Source organism: Mucilaginibacter pineti, assembly GCF_900101875.1.
In the GTDB taxonomy this organism is placed as follows: domain Bacteria; phylum Bacteroidota; class Bacteroidia; order Sphingobacteriales; family Sphingobacteriaceae; genus Mucilaginibacter; species Mucilaginibacter pineti.
This window is the reverse complement of sequence record NZ_FNAI01000001.1, coordinates 545,767-570,375: the sequence shown is the minus strand read 5'-3', so window position 1 is coordinate 570,375 and position 24,609 is coordinate 545,767. Positions and strand designations below refer to the sequence as shown.

Sequence of the window (24,609 nt, the reverse complement as noted above, 5' to 3'; positions counted from 1 at the left end):
TTCGATCCTGCTTGATAAAACATGACCCCTGCTACTAATGATCCTTTAGATTTTCTGAATAACAGTCAGCCTGGGGTGCCATCGGGTCCGCATACGGATTTGATACAGGTACTGTTGTATGAAATAATAAGGGTTAAAGAGCTCATAACCTATTACGATTCCATTCCCAATGGAGGCGGTCAGCTCGGTTCTTCTATACTAAATGAGCTTGTTTCAGAAGCCTACAATTCCCTCGTAAATTACGATACCGTACTCATGAAAAAGTACTACGATCTGTTGCTTAACTGCGATTAAGCTGCGGATGTGCAGATTTTAGATTTCAGATGTGCAGATGATTTTGTCTGAATTATGATTTTTAGGATCTAAGGATTCCTTGATTTTATATTAATATAGAGTTGTCATGCTGAATGGAGTGAAGTATCTGTTGGGTGGTAAGTAATGCTGGTTATACAAAGTCAACGAATAGATTCTTCGTTCCTCAGAATGACAAGGGGGAGAATATAAGTATACGCACCTTCCTTCCCCGAAAAACTTTACAAAAAATTGCGGATACGATTGTTAGGCTTTTCTATATTTGCATATGAGCCACTTAATAGCACCATCAATTTTAGCTGCCGATTTTGCCAACCTGCAACGCGATCTGGAAATGATCAACAACAGCGAAGCCGATTGGGTGCATGTTGATATTATGGATGGCATGTTTGTGCCCAACATCTCTTTTGGCTTCCCGGTTGTGGCGGCTACAAAAAAACATGCTACAAAACCGCTTGATGTACATTTAATGATTGTTGAACCCGATCGTTACCTTAAAGCATTTAAAGATGCCGGGGCCGATGGCATGACCGTTCATTACGAGGCCTGTCCGCACTTACACCGCACTATACAAGCTATTAAAGAGCTGGGTTGCAGGGCAGGGGTAGCCCTTAATCCCCATACCCCGGTAGCGCTGCTGGAAGATATTATTGCCGATTTGGATATGGTGCTCATCATGTCGGTAAATCCGGGTTTTGGCGGGCAAAAATTTATCCCCAATACTTATAAAAAACTGCAGGACATAAAGGAGTTAAGCGCCCGCAAAAATCCAAACCTGTTAATTGAAGTTGATGGCGGGGTAGACCAGTCAAATATCCAACAATTGGTAGCTGCCGGCGCAAATGTGCTGGTTGCCGGTAATTCGGTATTCTCGTCGGCCAATCAGCCGGAGGCTATCGCAAATCTTAAAAATCCCAAATAGTTATAACAATTGCAATATATACTACCTGCTAAGTAGTACTAATTTTCAAATTTGCAATCAAAAAGCCTTTTGTTGATTAATTGTATATTTTTTCAAAATATGTAAATAAACTCTATATATTTTGTCAAATTAATTAACTTCGGCCCAACTAAATACAAAGTTCCTAATCAAGTATTCAGAACCTACAATTCGTTAATTATATGAAACATAATTTTGGTGCCGGACCAGGCATTTTACCTCACGAAGTTTTAAAACAAGCTTCAGAGGCGGTTATTGATTTTAATGGTACAGGATTATCCTTATTAGAGATCTCGCACCGTTCAAAAGAGTTTGAAGCAGTTTTAGACGAAGCTGTTTTATTAGTTAAAGAATTATTTGGCGTACCAGAAGGTTATTCGGTATTATTTTTACAGGGAGGTGCCAGCACGCAATTTGCATTGGCTCCATATAACCTGTTACCGTCAACCGGTAAAGCGGCTTACCTGGAAACAGGCGTTTGGGCAAATAAAGCTTTAAAAGAAGCCAAGTTTTTTGGCGAAGTAGAAATTGTTGCATCATCAAAAGAAAGCAACTTTACCTACATTCCTAAAGATTATACCATCCCTGCAGATGCGGCTTACTTCCACATCACCTCAAATAACACCATTTACGGTACACAGTTACAGGAGTTTCCTAAATCGCCAATTCCGTTGGTTTGCGATATGTCGTCAGATATTTTCAGCCGCAAAGTTAACGTTGCCGATTTTGGTTTAATTTACGCCGGTGCGCAAAAAAACATGGGCCCCGCTGGTGTTACCTTAGTAATTGTTAAGGACGAGATCCTGGGCAAGGTTGATCGTAAGATCCCTGCCATGTTCAATTACCAGGTGCAGATAGAGGGTGGCTCAATGTACAATACGCCGCCATGTTTTGCCATATACGTATCAATGCTTACGCTTAGGTGGTTAAAAGCCAAAGGCGGTGTTGAAGTTATTGAGCAGGAAAACATAACCAAAGCAAGGGTATTGTATGATGAAATTGAACGCAACCCATTGTTTAAACCTGTTTGCGCTACTGAAGATCGTTCGCACATGAACGTTACCTTTGTAATGGAAAATGCCGAACTGGAAAAACCTTTCCTTAAACTATGCGACGAAAGAGGTATAGTAGGTATCAAAGGCCACAGAAGTGTAGGCGGTTTCCGTGCATCAATATACAACGCATTGCCTATAACCAGTGTTTACGCACTGATAGACGTAATGCAGGAATTTGCAGAATCAAATAAATAATTTAGTCATTAGGCATTGGTCATTAGTCATTTTTGGATGGCGGTTAGACCAATGACTAATGACACAATGACTAAAAAGAGATGATCAAAATATTAGCTAATGACGGTATCGATCCAATTGGAAAACAGCTTTTAGAAGAAGCCGGTTTTTTTGTTGATACCAATAATATACCACAGGATGAATTACCTGTAAAATTACAAGAGTACGATGCCATTACCGTTCGTAGTGCAACAAAGGTTCGTAAAGCTTTGATAGACGCTTGTCCTAATCTTAAAGTGATTGGCCGTGGTGGTGTTGGAATGGATAATATAGATGTTGAGTACGCCCGTGAAAAAGGCCTTAGCGTTTATAACACACCTGCTTCATCATCATTATCAGTTGCCGAATTGGTATTTGCCAGTTTGTTTGGGAGCGTTCGTTTCCTGGCCGATAGTAACCGTAAAATGCCGGTTGAAGGTGGTACCAAGTTCAATGACCTTAAAAAAGCTTATGCTAAAGGTATTGAACTGCGTGGCAAAACCCTTGGTATTGTAGGCTTTGGTCGTATAGGTAAAGAAGTTGCCAAGATAGCTATTGGTGTTGGTATGGAAGTTTTAGCTTATGACCTGTTTCCGTTTAACCCCGAGCTGGATATCGTTTTGGGCGGCGGAACAACCGTTAAGGTAAGTGTTAAAACTTCAACTTTAGACGAGATCATTAAAACAGCCGATTTTATTACTCTGCACACACCATTCATTGACAAAGCCCTTTTTGGCGCCGAGGAATTAGCGCAAACTAAAAAAGGTGTTGGTCTGGTAAACATCTCCCGTGGCGGTTTAATTGACGAACTGGCTTTAGTTGACGCGCTTAACAGCGGTCAGGTTGCATTTGCAGCTTTGGATGTGTTTGACAACGAACCAACTCCTCGTCAGGAAATATTAACTCACCCTAAAATTTCATTAACGCCGCACATTGGTGCTGCCACCAACGAGGCCCAGGAAAGAATAGGTGTAGAGCTTGCTAATCTGATCATTGATCATTTTAAGAAAGCTTAATTCCCAAGCCCTAAATAAAATAATAAATACAAACGGTGCGTGCCCAAAAGGTTCGCGCCGTTTTTTGTTTGTGGCAATTGGCTTAAAAAAACTCTTGTCATGCTGAACGTAGTGAAGCATCTATTTTACAGCATGACACAGCCATTTCCTTATAATTTCCCATAGCCATTTTAACCTTCAGAAACCATTGCGGTAAGAGTAAAAACTTTCTTTGATACTAAACCTCGAAACATTGATACGTTTTGCGGAGTTGAACTCTCTTTTTACCGGCATCTTTGGAGCCTGATTTAGGATCCAATTTTACCAACATGTATAAAACAACTACGTCGCCAAGTCCGCTAAAGTCTAAACAGCACTTTGAAATACTGGATGGCCTGCGGGGAATAGCGGCCGTGGCCGTGGTGATCTTCCACTTTATGGAAATAGCCGTACCCGATTACAATAACAGCTTTATTGCACATGCTTACCTCGCTGTTGATTTTTTCTTTTGCTTATCGGGTTTTGTAATTGCCTACGCTTATGACCAAAAACTAAAGAACATAGGACTGGCTACCTTTTTGAAATTACGACTGATCCGTTTGCATCCCCTGGTGATAATCGGTTCATTGATTGGCTTGGCCATGTTTATTTTTGATCCGTTCAGTAACCTTTATGCGGCTTATACAGGCAAAACGCTGATGCTTTTCCTGGCTTCCTGCTTCATGGTACCTTATCCGCTTGTTCATGAGCGATATTTTAATTTGTTTCACCTTAACCCGCCTACGTGGTCGTTGTTTTGGGAGTATATTGCCAATGTTGGGTATGCATTGGTATTGGTTAAGTTACGCAATAAAACGATGTGGGTTTTACTCCTTGTTGGCGCTATAGCTCTCGCTTATGAATCCTTTAAATCCGGTTATTTAGGTGTAGGATGGGGCGGCGATAATATTACCGGCGGCGGTGTAAGGGTTTTCTATTCATTTATTGCAGGCATATTGGTTTACCGTTCAAACTGGATCATCAAATCCCGCATCGGATTCACTTTGGTGGGCGTGCTGTTGCTGGCCGCTTTTCTTATCCCTTTTTCCGACAAGCTCAATTTTATTATAGATCCCGTGATCGTAATACTTTATTTCCCATTTTTGGTTGCGCTTGGCGCGGGTGCGTATTTGAGGCCGAACTTACATAAGCTATGCAAGTTTTCAGGCGAGATCTCTTACCCGCTCTATATGATCCATTATCCGTTTATATGGCTGTTCATGAGCTATGTAGAAAGCAAAAAGCCCGCTATGAACGAAATGATAATAGTGATGATTACCGGCGTGGTTTTGTTAATCGCGTTAGCTTATTTAATTATGATTTGGCTGGATATTCCCATACGTAAGTATTTCAAAAACAGGATGGAAAAGCCTTTAGTTTTTTCGGCTAAGTAGGTAGGTTCATCCATTACATATGGTAAATCTCAGACTTACGAAGTTTTTAAAACTTCGTAAGTCTTTCGCCTCTTTGTCAGTTTTCCATTTCGGAGTTTGAGGGTTTTATAACTCCACTTGCGCTCGTTTGTAACGAGTGCTTAACACGGTTACGCGATTGCATCGCGAAGAAGCGTCGCAGACGCAAAAACACTTTAAGCGCTCGTTACAAACGAGCGCAAGGGAAGTTACAAGTCTTTAACTCACCTACAAATCATACACCACATCCTTTTCGGGAATGGTAACGCTGTAGCCGGCATCTTCGCAGGCATCGGCCAGCAGTTTCATGCTTTCACCTTCGCCGTGTACCAGGAAAACCTTTTTGAGCTTTGTTTTATCCTGGTGCTTTATGTTGTTGAGCAGATCATCATGATCGCCGTGGGCGCTTAGTACGTCGGTTTTTTTGATGGTGGCGTAAACGGCCAGTTCACGGTCTTTAATATGTACGATAGGATCGCCCCTGAGCAGGCGGAAACCCAACGTTCCCTTGGCACAATAGCCAATAAAAAGGATGGTGCAATAATAATTCTGGATATTATAAAAAAGGTGATCCTGGATGCGGCCACCCTCCAGCATCCCTGCCGATGATATGATGATGCAGGGTTCATAATAGTTAGAGATCTGCCGACTATCCTTCAGCGTTTCTACATAGGTAAGGTTATCAAACTCAAATTCGTCGCCTTTATCTTTGTAAAATGCCTGGGCTTCCTGGTTCACCAGGCTGTGGTATTTGCGGAAAATACCTGTCGCCATAGTAGCCATAGGGCTATCAACAAAAACCTTAACCTGCGGAAGCTTGCCTTCGGTAAAGATCTTATTGAGCGCATATACTAATGATTGCGTACGCCCGATGCTGAACGCCGGGATAATTAACCGGCCCTGTTCCTTAACGCAGGCCTTATCAATAACCTCTATCAGTGTTTCCTCTACCGATTTATCTTTGGTATGATAACGGCCGCCGTAGGTAGATTCCGACACCAGGTAATCAACCTGCGGCAATTCTTCTGGATCGTTAAGTACCGGATAGTTTTTGCGGCCTATATCGCCGGTAAAGGCTATGGATTTTTCTTCACCGTGTTCGGTTACTTTAAGTACCGCCGAAGCCGCGCCCAACAAATGCCCAACAGGTATAAAAGTAAGTTCCACATTACCGTTTATACGGAACGGCCTGTTAAAGCCTATAGTCACAAACCGCTCTACGGTATCCATTACATGCTTTTGCAGGTATAACGGTTGTGCGCCGGTATTGAATTTTCCTTTGCCGCGCTTGTTGCTGCCTTTATGGGCTTTCCGCATAAAAATATTTACAGAATCAAGCAAAAGCAGTTCGGTAAGGTCGGCGGTGGGAGGGGTGCATAGGATCTGGCCGTTGAAGCCCAGTCTGATGAGCGTAGGTAAATTACCCGAGTGATCAATGTGCGCGTGTGTAAGTATCACCACGTCAATATCGCCGGGGTTAAACGGGAAATCTTCGTTGGTTTGTATGCTGCGATCCTTCTCGTAATCTAATCCGCAGTCCACTAAAATCTTATATTGGTCAACCTCAAGCAAATGCATGCTTCCGGTAACCTGCCGGGCCGCCCCGTGTATGGTTAATTTCATGTTATAAGTAGATGAGGCACAACCGATATCTCGTGCCCGCTTAATACCCTATTAGGTTTCTGGTTTAATATCCGAACTTTTATTCAAATAACGGCAATCCCGCCGCACATATAACTAATTAGTTACTTTGTGTTTCAAATTGCAATTGGCTTAAATAACGGTAAAGCCCTTGCTCGTTGCCAATAAGTTCAGCATGGCTGCCGCTTTCAATGATCTCGCCTTTTTCAAGTACAATGATCTTATCGGCCTCGCGGATGGTTGACAAACGGTGGGCGATGATGATAGAAGTACGGTCTTTCATCAGCTCTTCCAAAGCTTCCTGCACCAAACGTTCCGATTCTGAATCTAACGACGAGGTAGCCTCATCTAAAATTAAAATAGAAGGATTTTTAAGCAAAGCCCTGGCAATGGCAATACGCTGACGCTGACCGCCCGATAATTTAACACCGCGCTCGCCCACAATAGTTTCGTAACCTTCGGGGAAGGAGGTGATGAACTGGTGCGCGTTGGCACGTTTAGCGGCCTGTATAATATCTTCTTTTGATGCGTTTAATCTGCCGTAGGCAATGTTCTCTAAAATAGTGCCGCCAAACAGTAACACATCCTGCGGTACAATAGCAACCTGGTTACGGATATCGGTAATGGAGTAATCATTTGCCGGCCGGCCATCAAATAAAATGGTGCCGTTTTGCGGATGATAAAACTGGAGTATGAGCGATGCCATGGTAGATTTTCCGGAACCGCTTGGCCCTACAATGGCTACCTTTTGTCCGGCAGCTGCATCAAAGGAAATACCCTTTAAAACGGTTAACTCCGAACGGGAAGGGTAGGCAAATACCACGTTCTCAAAAGCAAGGTCGCCTTTAATGTGTTGGTCTATCTGGTTATTGGTGTCAACCATTGATATGTCTTCGCCGTGTTCGGCCAGTATTTCCAGTACACGCTCGCTTGCGCCTACCGCTTTTTGTAAGTTGGCATACAGGTCAGGAAAGCTGCCCATAGCCGCGCCAACAAATATCGAGTACATGATAAAGGTGGTTAAATCGCCCACCATAATTTCATGGTGACTAACCAGCACCGAGCCATACCATATTACGCCCACAAAAGTACCAAACAGACAAAATACAATGAATGATGCAAATATCCCCCTGAATTTTGCGCCCTTTACTGCAATATCAACCACGTTGCGTAATATTTTATCATAACGGGTGGCTTCATAAGCCTCATTAACAAAAGCCTTTACATTGGCTATGCCTTGCAGGGTTTCTTCAACAATGGTATTTGATTCGGCCAGTTTATCCTGCGCCTGGCGGGATAGTTTGCGGATGTAGCGTCCGAAAAATACAGCAAAAGCTACTAAAAAAGGTAGGATGGCCAACAAAGCCAGCGTTAGTTTTATGGATACAACAGCCAGCAAAATAACGCTGCCCACCATAATTACCAGTTGCCTTATGATTTCGGCAATGGTGGTGGTTAGCGTATCCTGGATCTGCGAAAGATCGGCAGAGATACGGCTGTTGAGTTCACCAACACGGCGGTTGGCAAAAAAGTTCATGGGGAGGGTAATGAGCTTAAAGTAAGTGTCGCGCCTGATATCGGCCAACGATTTTTCTGCAACCTGCACAAACCAAACTACCCTGAAAAATGATACAAAAGCCTGACCGAATAATAAAACAAACCCGAAAACGGCTATTCCATTTAAGCTATGCGGCAAATATTTGCTTACATACTTGCCCTGCGCGGCATCAATAAGCGAACCCAATATTTTAGGAAAGGCAAGACCAACAAAGCTTGATATAAACAGGAATATCATACCTGCTATAAATTTGCCGCGATAAGGTTTTATGTAATTGAGCAGTTTACGGATATTCTGGATGCTCTGCCTGTTTATTTTTGCTTTGGGAAGTTCGGTTTCAGTTTTAGCGCCACTATTCAGTCGTCCTCGTGCCATGTATGCTTTTAGATAGTTAAAGGCGCTAAATTACACCTTAAACTTTACTTTTTTTGCCGATAAGGTATAAAATTGACGCAAGCATGAGGAGAATTATAAAAATATAAATAATATGTGCTGTAGATTTATGCTGCTGCGATGCAGAGAGGTCGGCTTTTAGCTTAAGGTTTGATTGCCTGAGCAGGCGAATGGTTTTTAGGTAGTTTTCATTAATACTCTCGGCCTCTTTACTATGGCTCTCAATCTGCCTTTCCTGGAATGCGTGGTACTCCAGTAGTATTTTTAATTCCTTGTAAATATTGTCGTCGGTTTTTGCAATATCCATTAAAATATCGTTCGACCGGCGAATGTCGCTTTTTGTTTGAAAGCCAAAAATACCGGTATGCTCGTTCAAACTTTGGCTGTACTGCCCAAATTTAAGCTTGCGGTTGGCCAGCATGTCGTTTATTTTTTTTCGCTGCAACTGGTAAGCCACAGAGTCGGCATTAAACTGCGATTGTGCGCAGATATCGCCAATACATAAAAAACAAAACACACAAAGCAGTACCAGTTTTTTCATCTATATAATTTGTTTTTTTATGGTGATGAAGCTATCATGAGCAGGTTTATACATTCCCGTTTGTGAGCGGTAGCTCATGATGGTTTCATATTCAGTTATTGAAATTCAATGATCACCTTATCGTTAAGATTTAAACCTAATAGTCCGCTGGCGTTACCCTTATTTATAGCTATCTCCAGGTGATCGCTTATGCCAAACAGGCAAAGCTTTTCGCCAACGGGCACCTCGTTGTAGTGCCAGCTTAAATGGTTAATGGTTTCGTTACGCTTAAAGTTAAGCACAAACTGCCTGCCTTGCTGCACACTGTTAAAAAACTCCTTGGTAATATTGGTGATCACGTTTTGAAACGAATCTATATAGATCACCACACCCTTTATCAGGTTTTTTTCAATAACGGGCTGCAGGTTCATTTTGTTTTCAATATCGCTCACCGGCAGGCCAATTTCATTAAGTGCGCCGCCCTTTGCCAAATGGCAGGCAGTTTTCACAAAAATATCTGCCAGGGGGAAGTGTAAAAACTTCAGATCCTGCATAATGTTTATCTCCACTATCTCTTCGGGCTCGGTATCAAACATCAGCGAAAAAATACCATTATCAGCCCCAACAAAGTAATGTTTTTTGTACCTTACGGCAAGGTACTTTGTATGATCGTTATAAACGGTATCAATACCTATAAGGTGTACGGTATCTTCAGGAAAGTAGTAAAAACTGTTCTTTAAAATAAACGCAGCCTGCTGCACATTAAAGGCGGCAACGCTGTTGGTAATATCAACAATATTAACTGTTGGCATCAATTTATAGATACTGCCTTTTAGTGCGGCCTGGTAAATATCCTTGTCGCCCAAATCAGTAGTTAATGTTATAATTGCCATTAATTTTATAAATATTTATTGCTAATCTTGTAGTAGCATTTGAAGCTACAAATATTCAATTTTTAATTCATAAAAATCCGTAACTAAAAAATCAATTAGTATTGAACGAGCTAAAGCTATCAATTGAGAACGTAAATCCAGCCGTATTATGGGGGCCTAATAATGATCATTTTGAGATCATTAAGAAACAATATCCAAAGCTTAAAATAGTTGCCCGTGGCAGCGAAGTTAAAATTTTGGGTGATGACCATGAACTAAATGTTTTCCAGGAAAAATTCAGCCACTTGCTTGAGCATGTAGAAAAATTTGAAAACCTGAACATTACCGATCTTGAAAGGATACTTGGATCGAAAGTAACAACCGCACCATCTACAGACCAGGTTACCGATAAATTTGCCAGTGGCGAAGTTATTGTGTTTGGGCCCAACGGTGTAATGGTTAAAGCCCGTACAGCCAACCAACGTAAAATGGTTGATTGTATTAACAAAAGCGATATACTTTTTGCCATTGGCCCCGCAGGTACCGGTAAAACCTATACCGCTGTAGCTTTAGCTGTACGCGCGCTTAAGAATAAGGAAATTAAACGGATTATTTTAACCCGCCCGGCCGTTGAAGCAGGGGAGAACCTTGGCTTTTTGCCCGGCGATTTAAAAGAAAAGATTGACCCATACTTAAGGCCGCTGTACGATGCGCTTGATGATATGATACCAGCCGAAAAGTTAAAGCTTTACCTGGAAAATCGTACCATTGAAATAGCACCGCTGGCGTTTATGCGTGGCCGTACCTTGGACAATTGCTTTGTGATATTGGATGAGGCCCAAAACGCCACCGATATGCAATTAAAAATGTTCCTGACACGTATGGGCCCATCTGCTAAGTTTATTGTTACGGGCGATGTTACGCAGATAGATTTGCCCAAGAAACAGCAATCGGGCCTGCACACTGCCCTGCGCATATTAACAGACATTAAAGGAATTGAAATAGTTTACCTAAGCGGAGAAGACGTTGTACGCCACAAACTGGTACGCAAAATATTAGAAGCTTACGGGGATATACAGTAGTAGATGTGAGCTATTAGATTTGAGATATGAGACACTCTGCGGAGTGCTTGTATAAATCTAATATCTCATATCTAATTGAGATATGGAATATGTGTTTTGAACGGTTTTTAGTCTCATATCTCAAATCTCACATCTAAATCAAACAATGAACGCAATAAAAGAAACACATTTTAACTTTCCTAAACAAACCGCATACTATAAAGGAAAGGTACGCGATGTTTATACGATAGATAATAAATACCTGGCCATGGTAGTGTCAGACCGGATATCGGCCTTTGACGTGGTATTGCCCGAGCCTATCCCGTACAAGGGACAGGTGCTTAACCAGATAGCCGCCCGCTTTTTAGAGGCCACTGCCGATATTGTACCCAACTGGGTAATTTCGGTTCCTGATCCAAGCGTTACCATCGGTCGCATTTGCGAACCGTTTAAGGTAGAGATGGTGATCCGTGGTTATTTGGCAGGCCATTCGGCACGCGAATATGCCGCTGGTCGTAAACAGGTTTGTGGTGTAAGCCTGCCCGATGGACTGAAAGAAAATGATATCCTGCCAGAACCTATCATTACCCCAACTACCAAAGCATCGGTAGGGCACGATGAGGATATTTCAAGGGAGCAGATCCTGGCACAAGGTATTGTTACCGAAGAAGATTATGTACAATTAGAAGCCTATACCCGGGCTTTATACAAACGCGGTACAGAAATTGCTGCAAAACAAGGACTTATACTGGTTGATACCAAATACGAGTTTGGTAAGGCTGACGGGCAGATTTACCTCATAGATGAAATCCACACCCCAGATTCATCAAGGTACTTTTATAAAGAAGGTTACGAGGAACGCCAGCAAAAAGGCGAGCAGCAAAAGCAGCTTTCAAAGGAATTTGTAAGAAGATGGCTTATTGAAAACGGTTTCCAGGGAAAAGAGGGACAGGTAGTGCCGGAGATGACCACTGATATTGTGCTATCCATATCTGAACGTTATATTGAGCTTTATGAGCAAATAACCGGACAGGCTTTTGTGAAACCCGAAGAAGGTAGCGTACTAAGCCGTGTTGAAATAGCTATTAGGAATGCACTTAGCAAGTTGTAGGTTTTAATTACACATAAATTAATCTTATCTTAGCTTTATAATTATTAACAAGAATGAAATTTACTGTCGATAAACACGAGAAATATATTTTAGTTAAGCTAAATGAATCTAAATTAAATTCATTGGTTACGCCGCAGCTAAAATCCGAACTGATACTGATCAATACCGAAGGTCAGCGGAATATCATTCTTGATCTTTCGCAGATAAAGTTTGCCGATTCATCAGGCTTAAGCAGTTTGCTGGTTGGGCACCGTTTATGTAAAAATGCTTCGGGTGTATTTATCCTGGCCGGCTTAAATGAATCGGTTTCGCGTTTAATAACCATATCTCAGCTGGATAACGTATTAACCATTGTTCCTACTTCCGAAGAAGGCATCGACCTTATTTTCATGGAAGAGATAGAGAAAGAACTGAAAAAAGAATCATCACGATAACCCAAATATTGTTTACCTATTATGAAATTCGAGGTAACAATACTCGGGAGCAGTTCTGCAACCCCCATTTTCAACAGAAATCCTACAGCGCAGGTGCTCAACATAAATGAGCACCTGTACTTAATTGACTGCGCCGAAGGCACCCAGCAGCAAATGTTGCGGTTTGATGTAAAGGCCAGCCGCATAGACTATATTTTTATCAGCCACCTTCACGGCGATCATTACCTTGGCCTGGTAGGCTTGCTATCATCCATGCACCTTAACGGGCGCAAAAAGGCGCTTTACCTGTACGGGCCGCCGCATTTAATGGAGATCATTGAGCTGCAATTAAAATACTCCGAAACCACGCTGCATTTCCCGTTGGTATTTACCCAAACCAATACCCTAAAAGCGCAGGAGATTGTAAATAACAACGATATCATTATCGAAACCATCCCGCTTGATCATCGTATTGATTGTACAGGATTTATTTTCAGGCAGAAAAAGCGTTTACGCAAGCTGATCAAAGAAAGGGTAGAAGCGCTTGAAATTCCTATTGAATATTATACTGCGATAAAAAAGGGTAAGGATTATACCACCAATAGCGGACAGGTTTATAAAAACGATACCCTCACCATTGATTCCGACGCGCCTAAAACTTATGCTTATTGTTCTGACACAATGTACAACGAGCAGTATTTTGAGCAGATAAGTAACGCCACGCTGCTTTATCACGAAGCCACATTTTTACACGAAATGCTGGATCGCGCTAACGATACGCACCACACCACCGCTTTACAGGCCGGCGAAATAGCTTTGAAAACCAATGCTAAGAAGCTCATAATAGGCCATTTTTCGGCCCGTTATAAGACCCTTGGCGAATTGCTTGACGAAGCAAAAACTGCTTTCCCCAATACTGAGCTTGCCCTTGAAGGCCGTACGTTTGTAATAGAATAATTTTCAGATGTGCAGATTTTAGATTACAGATGTGCAGATGATAAAAAGCTTTGTCAATCTGAGCGTAGCGAAGAATCTAATCGCCGACATACAAGCCGCATAATAGATTCTTCGCTATGCTCAGATTGACAGGATAATTAAAAAGCAAAAGGCCGATGATCTAATGATCACCGGCCTTTTGTGTATTTATCTTAAATCTTGACTCTTATATCTTGATTCTCATAAAAATCTTAATCTTTCTTTCCGCCAAAAACAGAGAAGCTTACGTAGCGTTTTGGATGCGCTTTTAAGTCGATAAACAGGTTGTTGAGGTTATTTGAGGCGTCGGCAAGGTTTTTATACATCTTATCATCGTTAAGTAATAAGCCCAATGAACCCTGGCTGTTGTTTATTTTACTGATGGTAGCTTGCAGATCGGCCATAGCCTTGTTAGCGTTATCCAGTGTTTGTTTGATGTTTGAATTGGCAATATCGTTGCTCACTTTTTCAAAGTTGGCGCTCATACCATTAATGTGCGCGGTGCTGTTTTTCAGGCTTCCTGATACCACTTCGGCATTTGAAAGAATAGCATCAATATGGCCTGTTTGCGAACCCACCAGTTTGTCGATCTTTTTGGTAGTGCCTTCAAGCGTTTCCAACGAGTTGGCAATGCTCATAAAGCTACGATCAATATTTTTTTGGAAGTTAGGATTCAGGATCTTATTGATAGCCGCCAATGACGAATCCATTTTAGAGATCAGCTGCTCGGCCTTTTTCTGGATAGGCTGCAGGCTTTCGGCCAGGCTGCCCTGGATGTCTGCTTTCAGCGTATCCTGATCTTCGGCAAATACCTTGCTGTTACCTAATTGAAAAACAATGGCTTTGCCGCCTAAAAGGTCGGTACTTTCCAGTTTAGCCAGCGTATTGTTGGGGATATCATATTTAGGGTCTATTTTAAATTCAACAGTTGTCCGTCCGTCTGGCTGTAATTGCATTTTTGAGATACGGCCAATCTGGAAACCGTTTACCAGTACAGGTTTTGATACCGTTAAACCTTCAACACTATTATAAATAGCGTAATATTTGTTGGAGCCCGCAAAAACATCATTTCCGCTTAAAAAGCTATAGCCCAAAATAAGTACAGTGATGGTGATAGCGGTAAGCGCGCCTATTTTTGTTTCGTTAGAGATTTTCATTCAGTAGTGATTATAGTTATCTATTTTTGAGCTAAAGCTTGTTTTACAGGCAAATTTAATTTTGTTTTTTATATATACGTTTACACGCCCATTTAGTTTTTGCAGGTAACATTATCTGCTATTTTATTATTGCGATACCTGTTCAACCTCATTTTTGTAGGTTTTTAAAGCGCGTACAATAGAAGCCACTATTTCGTTTTGCCCATCTTCAGAATTTAAATATTGTTCATCCTGCGGATTGTTAATATAGCCGGTTTCAACCAAAACTGATGGCATTGCAGCGTGGCACAACACATAAACACCCTGTTCCCTGATCCCTTCGCTTGGCCTGTTATCGGTTTGTGTAAATTCATTATTAAGTAAACTGGCCAGCTTAACACTTTGCCGTCTGAATTTTCTGTTATACTCGTTGGTTAAGATTATAGTAAGGGGATCATTAGGATCCAAGCCGGCATCCATGCCCGAGTCCTCACCTTCAATCTGGTTTCCCTTAATGGCATTCTCTGCTTCTTTGGAGCGGCGTAGTACATAAACCAGCATTAATACACCCTTGCCAGATCTGTCGGGCACGCTAACGGTACGGTAAACGGGTTTATGGCGTTTAGTACCTACTCTTTCACGTACAACCCTGTCTGATAATGAGTTGCAATGTATGGATACAAAAATATTTCCTTTGTTCTCATTGGCTATTTGGGCGCGGCGCTCAAATGATACATCATCCTCGGTAGATCGGGTTAAAACGGCCTTAACACCTTCCATATCTTTTTCTATTGCGGTTTGCAATTTTAGTGCAATTGCAAGCGTTACATTTCTTTCTGATGAAAATGAACCCGATGCACCATGCGAATAATGCCCTTCTGAACTGGAAGGTTTACCGCCATGACCTGCATCAACAATAATTGTTTTAATTTTAAAACCGGGGCTGTTTATTACGGTATCTTTCTGCGTAAAACCAAAAGATGAGAGGGGGAAAAATGAAAGGAGTATCAACAATACCGATAAACTATAAATCAATCTTTTCAATGCCTTATTTTTCATTATTTTTGAACGCTGTTAACTATATCTGCAAAAATACTATTCATAATCAATTTTGAAATTCACAACACTTTTTTTTCTACTTGCAATTATTTTAATAGTAAATGTACTGTTTGCCGAAAGCAAAGGTACATATAAGGGTCGTAGCAGCAGGCCTGTTGCTGATACTATTATAAAACTCGATTCGGTGCGGGACCGGAAACTTCTTAAAATTAAGAAAACTAAACGAGCCACGCCAGCTTTAAATGGCACCGCTGCCGAAAATAACGGTTCAAACAAGGATTTATCCGTAAAAGCCATCACCGATACCACTGTAAAGTTAGACACTACAAAGAAAAATGGTTTAAAGCCGGCAATAGTACCCGGCAATAAGTTTGGCCTTAAACCCGATACTACACAAAAAACACAAAAAGATAAAGACGGAATTCAATCTGAGGTTAAAGCGGTAGCCGAAGATTCGACGATTACCGATAACGAACATAATATTTTATACCTGTATGGCCGCGCCCGTGTAACCTACGAGGATTTTGAGCTGGATGCCGATTATATACGTGTTGATCAGAAAAACCACCTGGTGTTTGCCCGCGGAAGTATCGATCCGCGTACGCACCGTTACATCGGCAGGCCAATATCCAAGCAAAAAAACGATAAGCCCCTGTCGTCAGATTCGCTGGTTTTTAATTACGAAACAAAAAAGGGTAAGTTATATAACCCGGCATCTGAGCAGGAGGGTAACTTTATATCTGGCGGACAGGCAAAAAAACTTAACGAAACCGAGGTAGCTTACCGCAACGTAATATTCAGTACCTGCGATCTGCCTTATCCGGATACGCACTTTGGTATTGTAATAACAAGGGGTATAGGTGAAAAAAACAGGATCATATCGGGCCCGGCCTATCTTGAAATTGAGGGGGTGCCGCTGCCCCTGGCTATTCCGTTCGGGTTTTTCCCCAAGCCCAATCAACGAACGTCGGGATTTATATTGCCCACCTTTGGCGAGGATCAAAAACTTGGTTTTAAGCTCTCCAACTTCGGGTATTACCTGGGCATAAGCGATTATGTTGATCTAACAACAACAGCCACGGTATACTCAAAAGGATCGTTTGAGGTAAATGCCATGACCCGTTATTTAAAGCGGTATAAATATACAGGTAACTTGTCGCTCAGTTTCGGCTCGCACAATTACGGTTTGCCCGGCGATCCATCCCTTAAAGATATCCACATCGACTGGACACACTCGCAGGATGCCAATGCCAATCCGGGCTCAACCTTTAGCGCATCGGTAAATGCCGGTACCTCGGGTTTTTTTGCCAATAACCCGGCTGCAACCAATTATAACGTGGTAACCGCGGCGCAAAGTAGCTTACGTTCCAGTATCTCCTACGGTAAAACCTGGGCTGGTACACCTTTTAACTTAACGGTGGGTATTTCGCATAGCCAGGATATCGCCCGTAAATCCATTACCATTGAGCTGCCAACAATTGCGTTTGGTATGTCGTCCATAAACCCGTTTGATTCAAAGGATAGGGTGGGCGAGCAAAAATGGTATCAAAAACTTACTGTTAGCTATAACATGACGGCCACCAACCGCGCTAACGATGTGCCCGAATCGCAGTTATTCAAAGCATCTACCATAAAACGGTTACAAAACGGTTTTCAGCACCAGATTCCGGTGAGTTTGGGTTTAAATGTGCTCAAATACTTTCAGTTTAACAGCAGCGTGAATTATACCGAACGCTGGTATTTCCAAAGCATTAATAAAAGGTTTGAGCGTGGAAGTATCTCCAGCGGCGATCAGTTATTGATTGATACCGTGCTTGGCTTTAAACGTGCCGGTAACTATAGCCTAAGCTCGGGTTTATCAACCAAATTATACGGGCAGATAAACTTTAAACGCGGTAACTTAATCGCCATAAGGCACGTAATGACGCCTTCTATCAGCTTTGGTTACACACCAGATTTTTCGGATCCAAGTTATGGATATTACAAAACGGCGGTAAGTAGCGCAACTATTCCTTATCCATATACATACACCAAATATTCTATTTTTGAAGGCTCGGTATATGGCTCGCCATCAGGCGGTAAACAGGCTGGTTTAAGTTTCTCGCTGGATAATACCATAGAGGCCAAAGTGAAGCCCAAAAGTACAGATACATCGGGTACCCCCAGGAAAATAACCATTTTACAGGGTTTATCATTCTCTACCTTTTACAACTTCGCGGCCGATTCCATGAAGCTAACGCCAATTTCCTTCTCGGGGCACACTGCTGTTTTTAATCAAAAGGTTAACATTAGTTTTAGTGGTATTTTTAACCCGTATGTACTAAGCGTTCATGACTCCATCAGCAATAACACCATTAAGCGTTATAGCACCTATATTAACCGCTATACCTGGCAGGATGGTAAGCTTCCGGCGCTTAACTCGTTAAGTATTTCTGCCAGTGCAAGCTTAAACTCCACCAGGGCGCACGCGCCAGGTACGCCAAACGTAAACACATTACAGAACATTGGTGCCCAGCAGGCACAACGGCTGGCACTGGTTAACAGCGACCCTAATGCCTATGTTGATTTTAATGTGCCCTGGAATATCTCCTTAAACTATAGTTACAGCTATAATAACTCTTATAACGTTATCTCTACAAGTAACACGCTTATGATAAGCGGCGATGTAAATCTTACCCAAAAATGGAAAATTCAGTATGCTACCACTTATGATATTAAGGCGGCAAAACTGGCCAGTGCCACATCGTTCTCTATTTATCGCGATTTGCATTGCTGGGATCTGTCGTTCCAATGGGTACCTTTCGGTTATTTGAAATCGTATAACGTTACCTTAAAGGTTAAATCAACCATATTGCAGGATCTTAAACTGAGCAAGAGAAACGATTACACAAGCAACAGTTCCTTTTATCAATAAATAATGCTGGCAGAAATTATTACCATAGGCGATGAGATCCTCATCGGACAAATTGTTGATACCAATTCGGCCTGGATGGCTACGCAGCTTAACCATATAGGCGTAAGGGTAAAGCAAATATCATCAGTATCTGACGATAGCGAGCATATTTTACAGGCACTTGCAGAAGCCGCAGGGAGGGCAAAAATTGTTTTTATAACCGGTGGGTTAGGCCCCACTAAAGACGATATCACAAAAAAAACGCTGGCCACTTATTTTAATGTAGGGCTTGTTGAAAACCAGGAAGCATTAGAAAATGTAGAACGTATTTTTGCCAAATACAACCGACCCCTGCTTGAGGTGAACCGCCTGCAGGCACAGGTACCCGCCAATTGCGACATTATTTTAAATAAAAATGGCACAGCGCCGGGTATGTGGTTTAACCATAACGGGATAATTTATATATCGATGCCGGGTGTGCCTTTTGAAATGAAATATATGATGGAGGAGCAGGTAATTCCTAAAATTAAAGCCACCTTAAAACTGCCTGTAATAATTCATAAAACCATTTTAACCGTAGGCGAGGGCGAATCTTTCCTGGCCGAGCATATTGCCGATATTGAGAACGATTTGCCGCCGTATATTAAACTGGCTTATCTGCCTAAACTTGGCCAGGTACGTTTGCGCCTGAGTGGATTTGGCGAAGATGAAGCCCTGCTTTTGCCACAAGTTGAACAGTTTGCAGCCCGCATAATTGAGCGCATAGGCAATGTTTTTGTTGTTGCCGAAGATATAGAACTTGAAAAGGCCATCATGAATAAAATGGAAGCAGCGGACCTCACGGTATCTGTTGCCGAAAGCTGTACGGGTGGTTATCTGTCGCATTTATTTACCCAGCATCCGGGTTCGTCAAAAGTGTTTTTGGGCGGTGGAGTTGTTTACGCCAACACGCTAAAGGAGCATATTTTGGGAGTAAAGCCGCAAACTATTAAAAGTTTTGGTGCCGTGAGCGAGCAATGTGTAAAAGAAATGGTGCAGGGAGCAATAAAAAATTTCAAGTCGGATTTTGCAATTGCCATAACAGGTATTGCCGGCCCCGACGGAGGTACGCCAGACAAACCTGTTGGTACTGTGTGGATTGCAGTTGCAGGAAGTGAGAAAATGTTGATAAAGAAATACACATTTGGTAATAAAAGACAGCAAAACATCGAAAGGAGTGCTGTAATGGCTTTATCAATGTTGAATACTTTACTCACAGACATTGCGAATTAACGGCCGGATTTCATAATTTTGAATCCAAAACTATATTTTGCGCATGGCCAAATACCAACTATTATTGCCGAAAATGGGGGAAAGTGTTGCAGAAGCAACTATCATCAAATGGACCAAAAATCCGGGAGATCATGTAGATGCCGATGAAGCAGTAATGGAAATCGCGACCGATAAAGTTGACTCAGATGTACCATCGCCCGTTGCCGGTAAATTGATTGAGCAGCTTTATAAGGAAAACGATGTAGTTCAGGTAGGAGCTGTAATAGCCATCATTGAAACTGCCGAAGAAGAAGCCGTGGAAGTAGCACCTGTTACAGTGGCAGCACCCGCAACCGAAGAAAAAATAGAAGAACAGCCACCTGTTGTTGAAGAAGCATCTGCGGTTACCGCTCCGGAAATAACCGAACAAGAACCCGATACACCTGCCCCTGTAGATATTCCCGGATTAGCACAACTGGAGCAAACTGCCCAGCCCGTTCAGGAAGCATTTAAAAGCGAAGGTCGTTTTTATTCGCCGCTGGTACGCAATATTGCCAGCCAGGAGGGCATTAGGGTAGCAGAGCTGGACACTATCCCCGGCACTGGAGCAGAAGGACGTTTAACCAAGGATGATTTGTTAAGCTATTTGCAAAACAGACAAAACCCGACAGCGGCCAAACCTCCTGTATTTGAAGAACAAATTAAGGCACCCGTTGCCCAAAATACAGCCGAACCTGCAGCTGTACCGGTTCCGGTACCATTAACCGATGCCGAACCCGCTGCTGTTGAAGCCGCCGAAGGTAAAGCGCCAATTGCTGAAAAAGCCGCAGCCCCGCAGCCAACTGCAAGCCAGCCTGGAACTTCAGTATCCGGAGGCGATGAAATTATTGAGATGGACAGGATGCGCCGCCTTATTGCCGATCATATGGTGATGAGCAAGCAAACCTCGCCGCACGTAACTTCATTTGTTGAGGCCGATGTAACCTCGCTTGTTTTATGGCGCGAAAAGGTGAAAAATAGCTTCGAAAAACGTGAAGGTGAAAAAATAACTTTTACGCCCATATTTATTGAAGCAGTTGTAAAAGCTATTAAAGATTTTCCGATGATAAACGTAACTGTTAACGGTACACAGATCATCAAGAAAGCCAATATCAACATTAGCATGGCTACCGCCCTGCCAAGCGGCAACCTCATTGTACCGGTAATTAAAAAAGCCGATGAGCTAAGTCTGTTAGGCATAACCAAAGCTGTAAATGACCTGGCAAACCGCGCCCGCATAGGCAAGCTGCTACCAGATGACGTGCGCGATGGTACATTTACCATTACCAACGTAGGCTCTTTTGGTAACGTGATGGGTACGCCTATCATTAACCAGCCGCAGGTTGCTATATTGGCCGTTGGCGCAATCAAAAAGAAACCAGCTGTAATTGAAACCCCGGAGGGCGACGCAATAGCCATAAGGCATATGATGTTCCTGTCGTTATCCTACGATCATCGCGTGGTTGATGGAGCGCTCGGCGGTTCATTTGTAAGACGCGTTGCTGATTATCTTGAAAAATGGGATCCGAACAGGGTTATATAATCCTAATCATACTTAACAGAAAGAGCCGGGTAAAATTACCCGGCTCTTTCTGTTTGTTAACACCACTGGCGCGGGCTTTCAGCCACAAGTGTTCGGAAGATTGAATTTTTAAAAAAGTTGTCATTTCGATAGAGCAAGCTGGGCGAGAGCGTATGGGCGAAAGAGAAATCTTCTACGGAATGCTAAGTCCAATTGCATATCGTATAAGATTTCTCCTCGTACCTCTCTCGAATGACAACTTTTTTATTTATCCCAAACGTGAACACCATTAGCTGCGCTAAACCCGTGCGAGTATTTGCTTACTTCACCAATTCAAAACCCCAATCCTTGCCCTTATCAACAGCGGGTACACCCTTGGCCATCCAAACAGGCAGAGGGGCGCCCTTTAAAAAATGGTCGAAAAACTGCTGCTCGCGTATGGTAATATCCTTACGGTTCTGGCGCTGAACAAGGTTATGTGCCTCGCCGTTGTATTGCAGCAGCCAAACTGGTTTACCTAAGCGGCGTAATGCCGTAAACATCTCAATTCCCTGGTACCATGGCACCGCACCATCGGCATCGTTGCTCATGATCATTACCGGGGTTTGCACTTTCGGCAGTTGGAATAAAGGCGAGTTTTCGATATATAATTCGGGTTTTTCCCAAAGGGTTGCGCCAATGCGGCTTTGTGTTTTTTCGTATTGAAACTGCCTGTTAACGCCCGATTCCCATCGGATACCGCCATAGGCTGATGTCATGTTAACTACCGGGGCTCCGGCCCATGCGGCGGCGTACATATTGGTTTGGGTTATTAAATAGGCAACCTGGTAGCCGCCCCAGCTTTGGCCCTGAATGGCAATATGCGCGGCATCTACCCAACTGTTTTTCTTTAAGGACTCAACACCGGAGTTGATAAATTCAACAGCTGAGGCACCCGGATGCCCGTTCTGGTAGCTGATATCCGGCGCGAAAACGAGGTAACCGTTACTCACAAAATAGGAGATAGGCAAGCGTGATGGCGTAGGGGCGGGCGGGATATAGTTATACAGCCCGTCTGACAGTTTTTCATAAAAATAAACGATCATTGGGTATTTTTTAGCCGGATCAAAATCCTCGGGCTTGTATAAAATACCTTTTGATTTATAGCCTTTTGGGGTCGTCCATGCCACTAAATTGGCGGTGCCCCAATTGTATTGGGCCTGCTGCGGGTTAATGTCGCTTAACTTAACTTCTTTTTTCAGATCGGCAGATACATACAGATCTGGCGGCAGTTCATAATTGCTTTTGGTGTAAATATAAACAGGCGAGTTTTTTGCGCGGGTTAGATCGCCATAGGTTAATTTACCCATGTTTATCTTTTCGGGGATGCCATTGCTTTCGGGCATTTTGGTAAAATATCCCCATTGTTTGGTTTCCTCGTTCTGTGTCGACAGCCACATTACTTGTTTTGATGGTATGAACTTTTGTTCCGGATCAGTAGCATCGTACCTGATGATCAGTTTGTTTTTGCGACCAATACCGTTAGTGAAATTTTTAGCGGTGCCTGTAGCTGGGTCGATACTCCAGATATCGTACCTGTCATAAATTAAAACCGCTTTATCGTTTTGCGTCCATCCGGCAATACCATAGTCGGAAGCGTAGTTGGGTACATCGTTCAGTTCATCGCCAAATTTTGTACCTATGGATTTGGTGAGGTTAATTTTTGAACCCGTAGCAATGGTATAGCTGTACCAGTTTTGATCGGCCAGGTTAAACCAAACCACATATTGCCCATCCGGCGAAATCCGGTAGCGGGCTTTAAGCCCTTCACTTATCAAACGTTTATTACCGCTTTTGGTATCAACCAAAATAGCCTGCTGCCGGGTATCGCCTTCCCATTGTGCCTGGATACGGGCACCGGTATCGGTTACGCCCAATACATAACGGGCATCCTTGTTTTCGGCCACCTGTATTTCCTGGATAGCTTTGCTCCCCAATTGAACCGGACTGGTTTGCGCATCCTGCAGGCGAATAACAGCAAGATAGCTGCGTTTTAACTCGGTTTGCAGGTTTTTTAACTGCTGCGGCTGCAGATAATCGTCTTTATAGTTCCAGATATCCAGTTTAGCTACTTCAAAATCAACAATGGTAGTGTCGGCCGGTTTTGGGATAGGAGCGGTGCTGAAGAATAACTTTGCGCCACTTTTGCTAAAGGATATTTTACCATCGCCGCTCACGGCCCATTTATCGGGCATGCCAATCAGACCGGCGGCGGCAATTACGTTAGCACTGTCTTTTGTGGTGTTGTAATAATATAGTTTAAAGGGTTTTACCAAAGCTTTCTCCGGGTTCTTTTCGGCGGCGAAGGCAAGTTGCCTGCCGTAATCATCAATGCTGATGTTTTTATAATTACCCCTGCCGGTGCTTATAGTTTTTACAGAATTTTTATCGAAGTCATAAACGTACATGCCCGATAGTATCTCCTTTTGCTTAGCAGGTGCAGTTACGGCAAACGCCAGCAGCTTTCCGTTTTTGCTCAGCTGATAATCGGTAACGTATTTAAAGGTATGAGTTGTTTTATCGCCCAGTTTGCCGGTGGTTAAATCGGCCCCTTCGTGGGTAGGTGGGGCTATGGTTGTGCTGATGGCTTTTTTAGAGGTATCGCCCGGTGCAGGCTTTTTAATGGTATCTGAAATGGTAAGGTATGCCACCACATTGGCAGATTCGGCTATTTTAAATGATCTTATGGCTGGCACTTTGGTAGTAGCGTGTGTGGCTAATGAAATTATGCCCAGTGTATCTTTAGGAAAATCGGCTTGTTTTTTCTTCTTTATTTTAGCCTGGCGCACATCCTTATAAAACGCCCTTATCTGGAATACCACAAATTTCGAGTCGCTGCTGAACCTGGCGGTATCGGCCCTTGGTATTTTTATTTTGGTGTTATTTTTAGGATTGGTTATCACCAGTTCGGCATCGCCTTGCTGGGGCTTTACTACATATAGTACCCATTTACCATCGTTGCTGATGCGCTGGTCGCTGATACTTTGCCAGCCATCAAATACAGACTGATCCAGCGGTTTTTTACTTGCTTTTTGGGCAAACAAGCTAACACTGACAAAGGATAAACAGATGATAAGTAAAAGTTTACGCATATTAAATTAAGTAAGAATTAAATATGCTTAAAATAGGCCGTGTTTTAAAATTAGCCACGGGAAAGTTA

19 protein-coding genes are annotated in these 24,609 nt (G+C 42.7%); 12 read left to right on the top strand and 7 right to left on the bottom strand.

What is annotated here, in order from left to right; all coding sequences use genetic code 11:
• Window positions 1-21 precede the first annotated feature (21 nt).
• The 5 genes from BLS59_RS02285 to BLS59_RS02265 all read left to right on the top strand — a co-directional run bounded on the left by BLS59_RS02285 (window position 22) and on the right by BLS59_RS02265 (window position 4,948).
• Window positions 22-294, top strand: coding sequence for a hypothetical protein (locus BLS59_RS02285; protein ID WP_091143587.1), 273 nt, complete (start codon window positions 22-24; stop codon window positions 292-294).
• A gap of 286 nt (window positions 295-580) precedes the next feature.
• Window positions 581-1,234 (top strand): ribulose-phosphate 3-epimerase, encoded by a 654-nt coding sequence (rpe, locus tag BLS59_RS02280; RefSeq protein ID WP_091143583.1) that lies wholly within the window; start codon window positions 581-583, stop codon window positions 1,232-1,234.
• A 200-nt stretch (window positions 1,235-1,434) separates the two neighbouring features.
• The gene (gene serC, locus BLS59_RS02275) at window positions 1,435-2,502 is read left to right on the top strand and encodes a 3-phosphoserine/phosphohydroxythreonine transaminase (RefSeq protein WP_091143580.1); all 1,068 of its coding nucleotides are present in this window, start codon (window positions 1,435-1,437) and stop codon (window positions 2,500-2,502) included.
• Between the two features lie 80 nt (window positions 2,503-2,582).
• Window positions 2,583-3,536: a D-2-hydroxyacid dehydrogenase gene (locus tag BLS59_RS02270; protein ID WP_205411161.1), complete on the top strand. Its 954-nt coding sequence runs from the start codon at window positions 2,583-2,585 to the stop codon at window positions 3,534-3,536.
• A 308-nt stretch (window positions 3,537-3,844) separates the two neighbouring features.
• Window positions 3,845-4,948 carry an acyltransferase family protein gene (locus tag BLS59_RS02265; protein ID WP_091143576.1) on the top strand — a complete coding sequence of 368 codons (1,104 nt, stop codon included), beginning with the start codon at window positions 3,845-3,847 and terminating at the stop codon, window positions 4,946-4,948.
• A gap of 246 nt (window positions 4,949-5,194) precedes the next feature.
• On the opposite strand, the gene BLS59_RS02260 is transcribed toward BLS59_RS02265, so the two are convergent.
• From BLS59_RS02260 to BLS59_RS02245, 4 genes are all read right to left on the bottom strand, one after another.
• Complete coding sequence (locus tag BLS59_RS02260; RefSeq protein WP_091143573.1) at window positions 5,195-6,589, bottom strand: MBL fold metallo-hydrolase; 1,395 nt, start codon at window positions 6,587-6,589, stop codon at window positions 5,195-5,197.
• A 118-nt stretch (window positions 6,590-6,707) separates the two neighbouring features.
• Window positions 6,708-8,540 carry an ABC transporter ATP-binding protein gene (locus BLS59_RS02255; RefSeq protein ID WP_091143570.1) on the bottom strand — a complete coding sequence of 611 codons (1,833 nt, stop codon included), beginning with the start codon at window positions 8,538-8,540 and terminating at the stop codon, window positions 6,708-6,710.
• A gap of 37 nt (window positions 8,541-8,577) precedes the next feature.
• On the bottom strand, window positions 8,578-9,099 hold the full coding sequence (locus tag BLS59_RS02250) for a hypothetical protein (RefSeq protein WP_240315126.1): 522 nt from the start codon (window positions 9,097-9,099) through the stop codon (window positions 8,578-8,580).
• A gap of 95 nt (window positions 9,100-9,194) precedes the next feature.
• On the bottom strand, window positions 9,195-9,971 hold the full coding sequence (locus BLS59_RS02245) for an SAM hydrolase/SAM-dependent halogenase family protein (protein WP_091143566.1): 777 nt from the start codon (window positions 9,969-9,971) through the stop codon (window positions 9,195-9,197).
• A 101-nt stretch (window positions 9,972-10,072) separates the two neighbouring features.
• On the opposite strand from BLS59_RS02245, the gene BLS59_RS02240 reads away from it, so the two are divergent.
• The 4 genes from BLS59_RS02240 (at window position 10,073) to BLS59_RS02225 (ending at window position 13,492) form a co-directional block, all read left to right on the top strand.
• Window positions 10,073-11,032 (top strand): PhoH family protein, encoded by a 960-nt coding sequence (locus tag BLS59_RS02240; RefSeq protein ID WP_091143563.1) that lies wholly within the window; start codon window positions 10,073-10,075, stop codon window positions 11,030-11,032.
• Window positions 11,033-11,177: 145 nt separating this feature from the next.
• On the top strand, window positions 11,178-12,122 hold the full coding sequence (locus tag BLS59_RS02235; protein WP_091143558.1) for a phosphoribosylaminoimidazolesuccinocarboxamide synthase: 945 nt from the start codon (window positions 11,178-11,180) through the stop codon (window positions 12,120-12,122).
• A 53-nt stretch (window positions 12,123-12,175) separates the two neighbouring features.
• A complete protein-coding gene (locus BLS59_RS02230) occupies window positions 12,176-12,556 on the top strand; it encodes an STAS domain-containing protein (RefSeq protein ID WP_091143554.1) in 381 nt (126 codons plus the stop codon).
• 21 nt (window positions 12,557-12,577) lie between these two features.
• Entirely contained in the window at window positions 12,578-13,492 is a 915-nt protein-coding gene (locus BLS59_RS02225; protein WP_091143551.1) for a ribonuclease Z, read from the top strand.
• A 230-nt stretch (window positions 13,493-13,722) separates the two neighbouring features.
• Here the strand turns inward: BLS59_RS02225 and BLS59_RS02220 are convergent, their stop codons facing one another.
• Window positions 13,723-14,667 carry an MlaD family protein gene (locus BLS59_RS02220; RefSeq protein WP_091143548.1) on the bottom strand — a complete coding sequence of 315 codons (945 nt, stop codon included), beginning with the start codon at window positions 14,665-14,667 and terminating at the stop codon, window positions 13,723-13,725.
• A 126-nt stretch (window positions 14,668-14,793) separates the two neighbouring features.
• Window positions 14,794-15,705, bottom strand: coding sequence for an N-acetylmuramoyl-L-alanine amidase family protein (locus BLS59_RS02215; protein WP_091143546.1), 912 nt, complete (start codon window positions 15,703-15,705; stop codon window positions 14,794-14,796).
• A gap of 52 nt (window positions 15,706-15,757) precedes the next feature.
• On the opposite strand from BLS59_RS02215, the gene BLS59_RS02210 reads away from it, so the two are divergent.
• Genes BLS59_RS02210 through BLS59_RS02200 form a run of 3 tightly spaced genes read left to right on the top strand, consistent with a single transcriptional unit; the run spans window position 15,758 to window position 21,431 of the window.
• Window positions 15,758-18,619, top strand: a complete 2,862-nt coding sequence (locus BLS59_RS02210; RefSeq protein WP_091143542.1) for a putative LPS assembly protein LptD — start codon at window positions 15,758-15,760, stop codon at window positions 18,617-18,619.
• 3 nt (window positions 18,620-18,622) lie between these two features.
• Complete coding sequence (locus tag BLS59_RS02205) at window positions 18,623-19,870, top strand: competence/damage-inducible protein A (protein ID WP_091143539.1); 1,248 nt, start codon at window positions 18,623-18,625, stop codon at window positions 19,868-19,870.
• Window positions 19,871-19,913: 43 nt separating this feature from the next.
• Window positions 19,914-21,431 (top strand): dihydrolipoamide acetyltransferase family protein, encoded by a 1,518-nt coding sequence (locus BLS59_RS02200; protein ID WP_091143535.1) that lies wholly within the window; start codon window positions 19,914-19,916, stop codon window positions 21,429-21,431.
• 299 nt (window positions 21,432-21,730) lie between these two features.
• Here the strand turns inward: BLS59_RS02200 and BLS59_RS02195 are convergent, their stop codons facing one another.
• Window positions 21,731-24,541, bottom strand: a complete 2,811-nt coding sequence (locus tag BLS59_RS02195) for a S9 family peptidase (RefSeq protein WP_091143531.1) — start codon at window positions 24,539-24,541, stop codon at window positions 21,731-21,733.
• Between the last annotated feature and the right edge of the window lie 68 nt (window positions 24,542-24,609).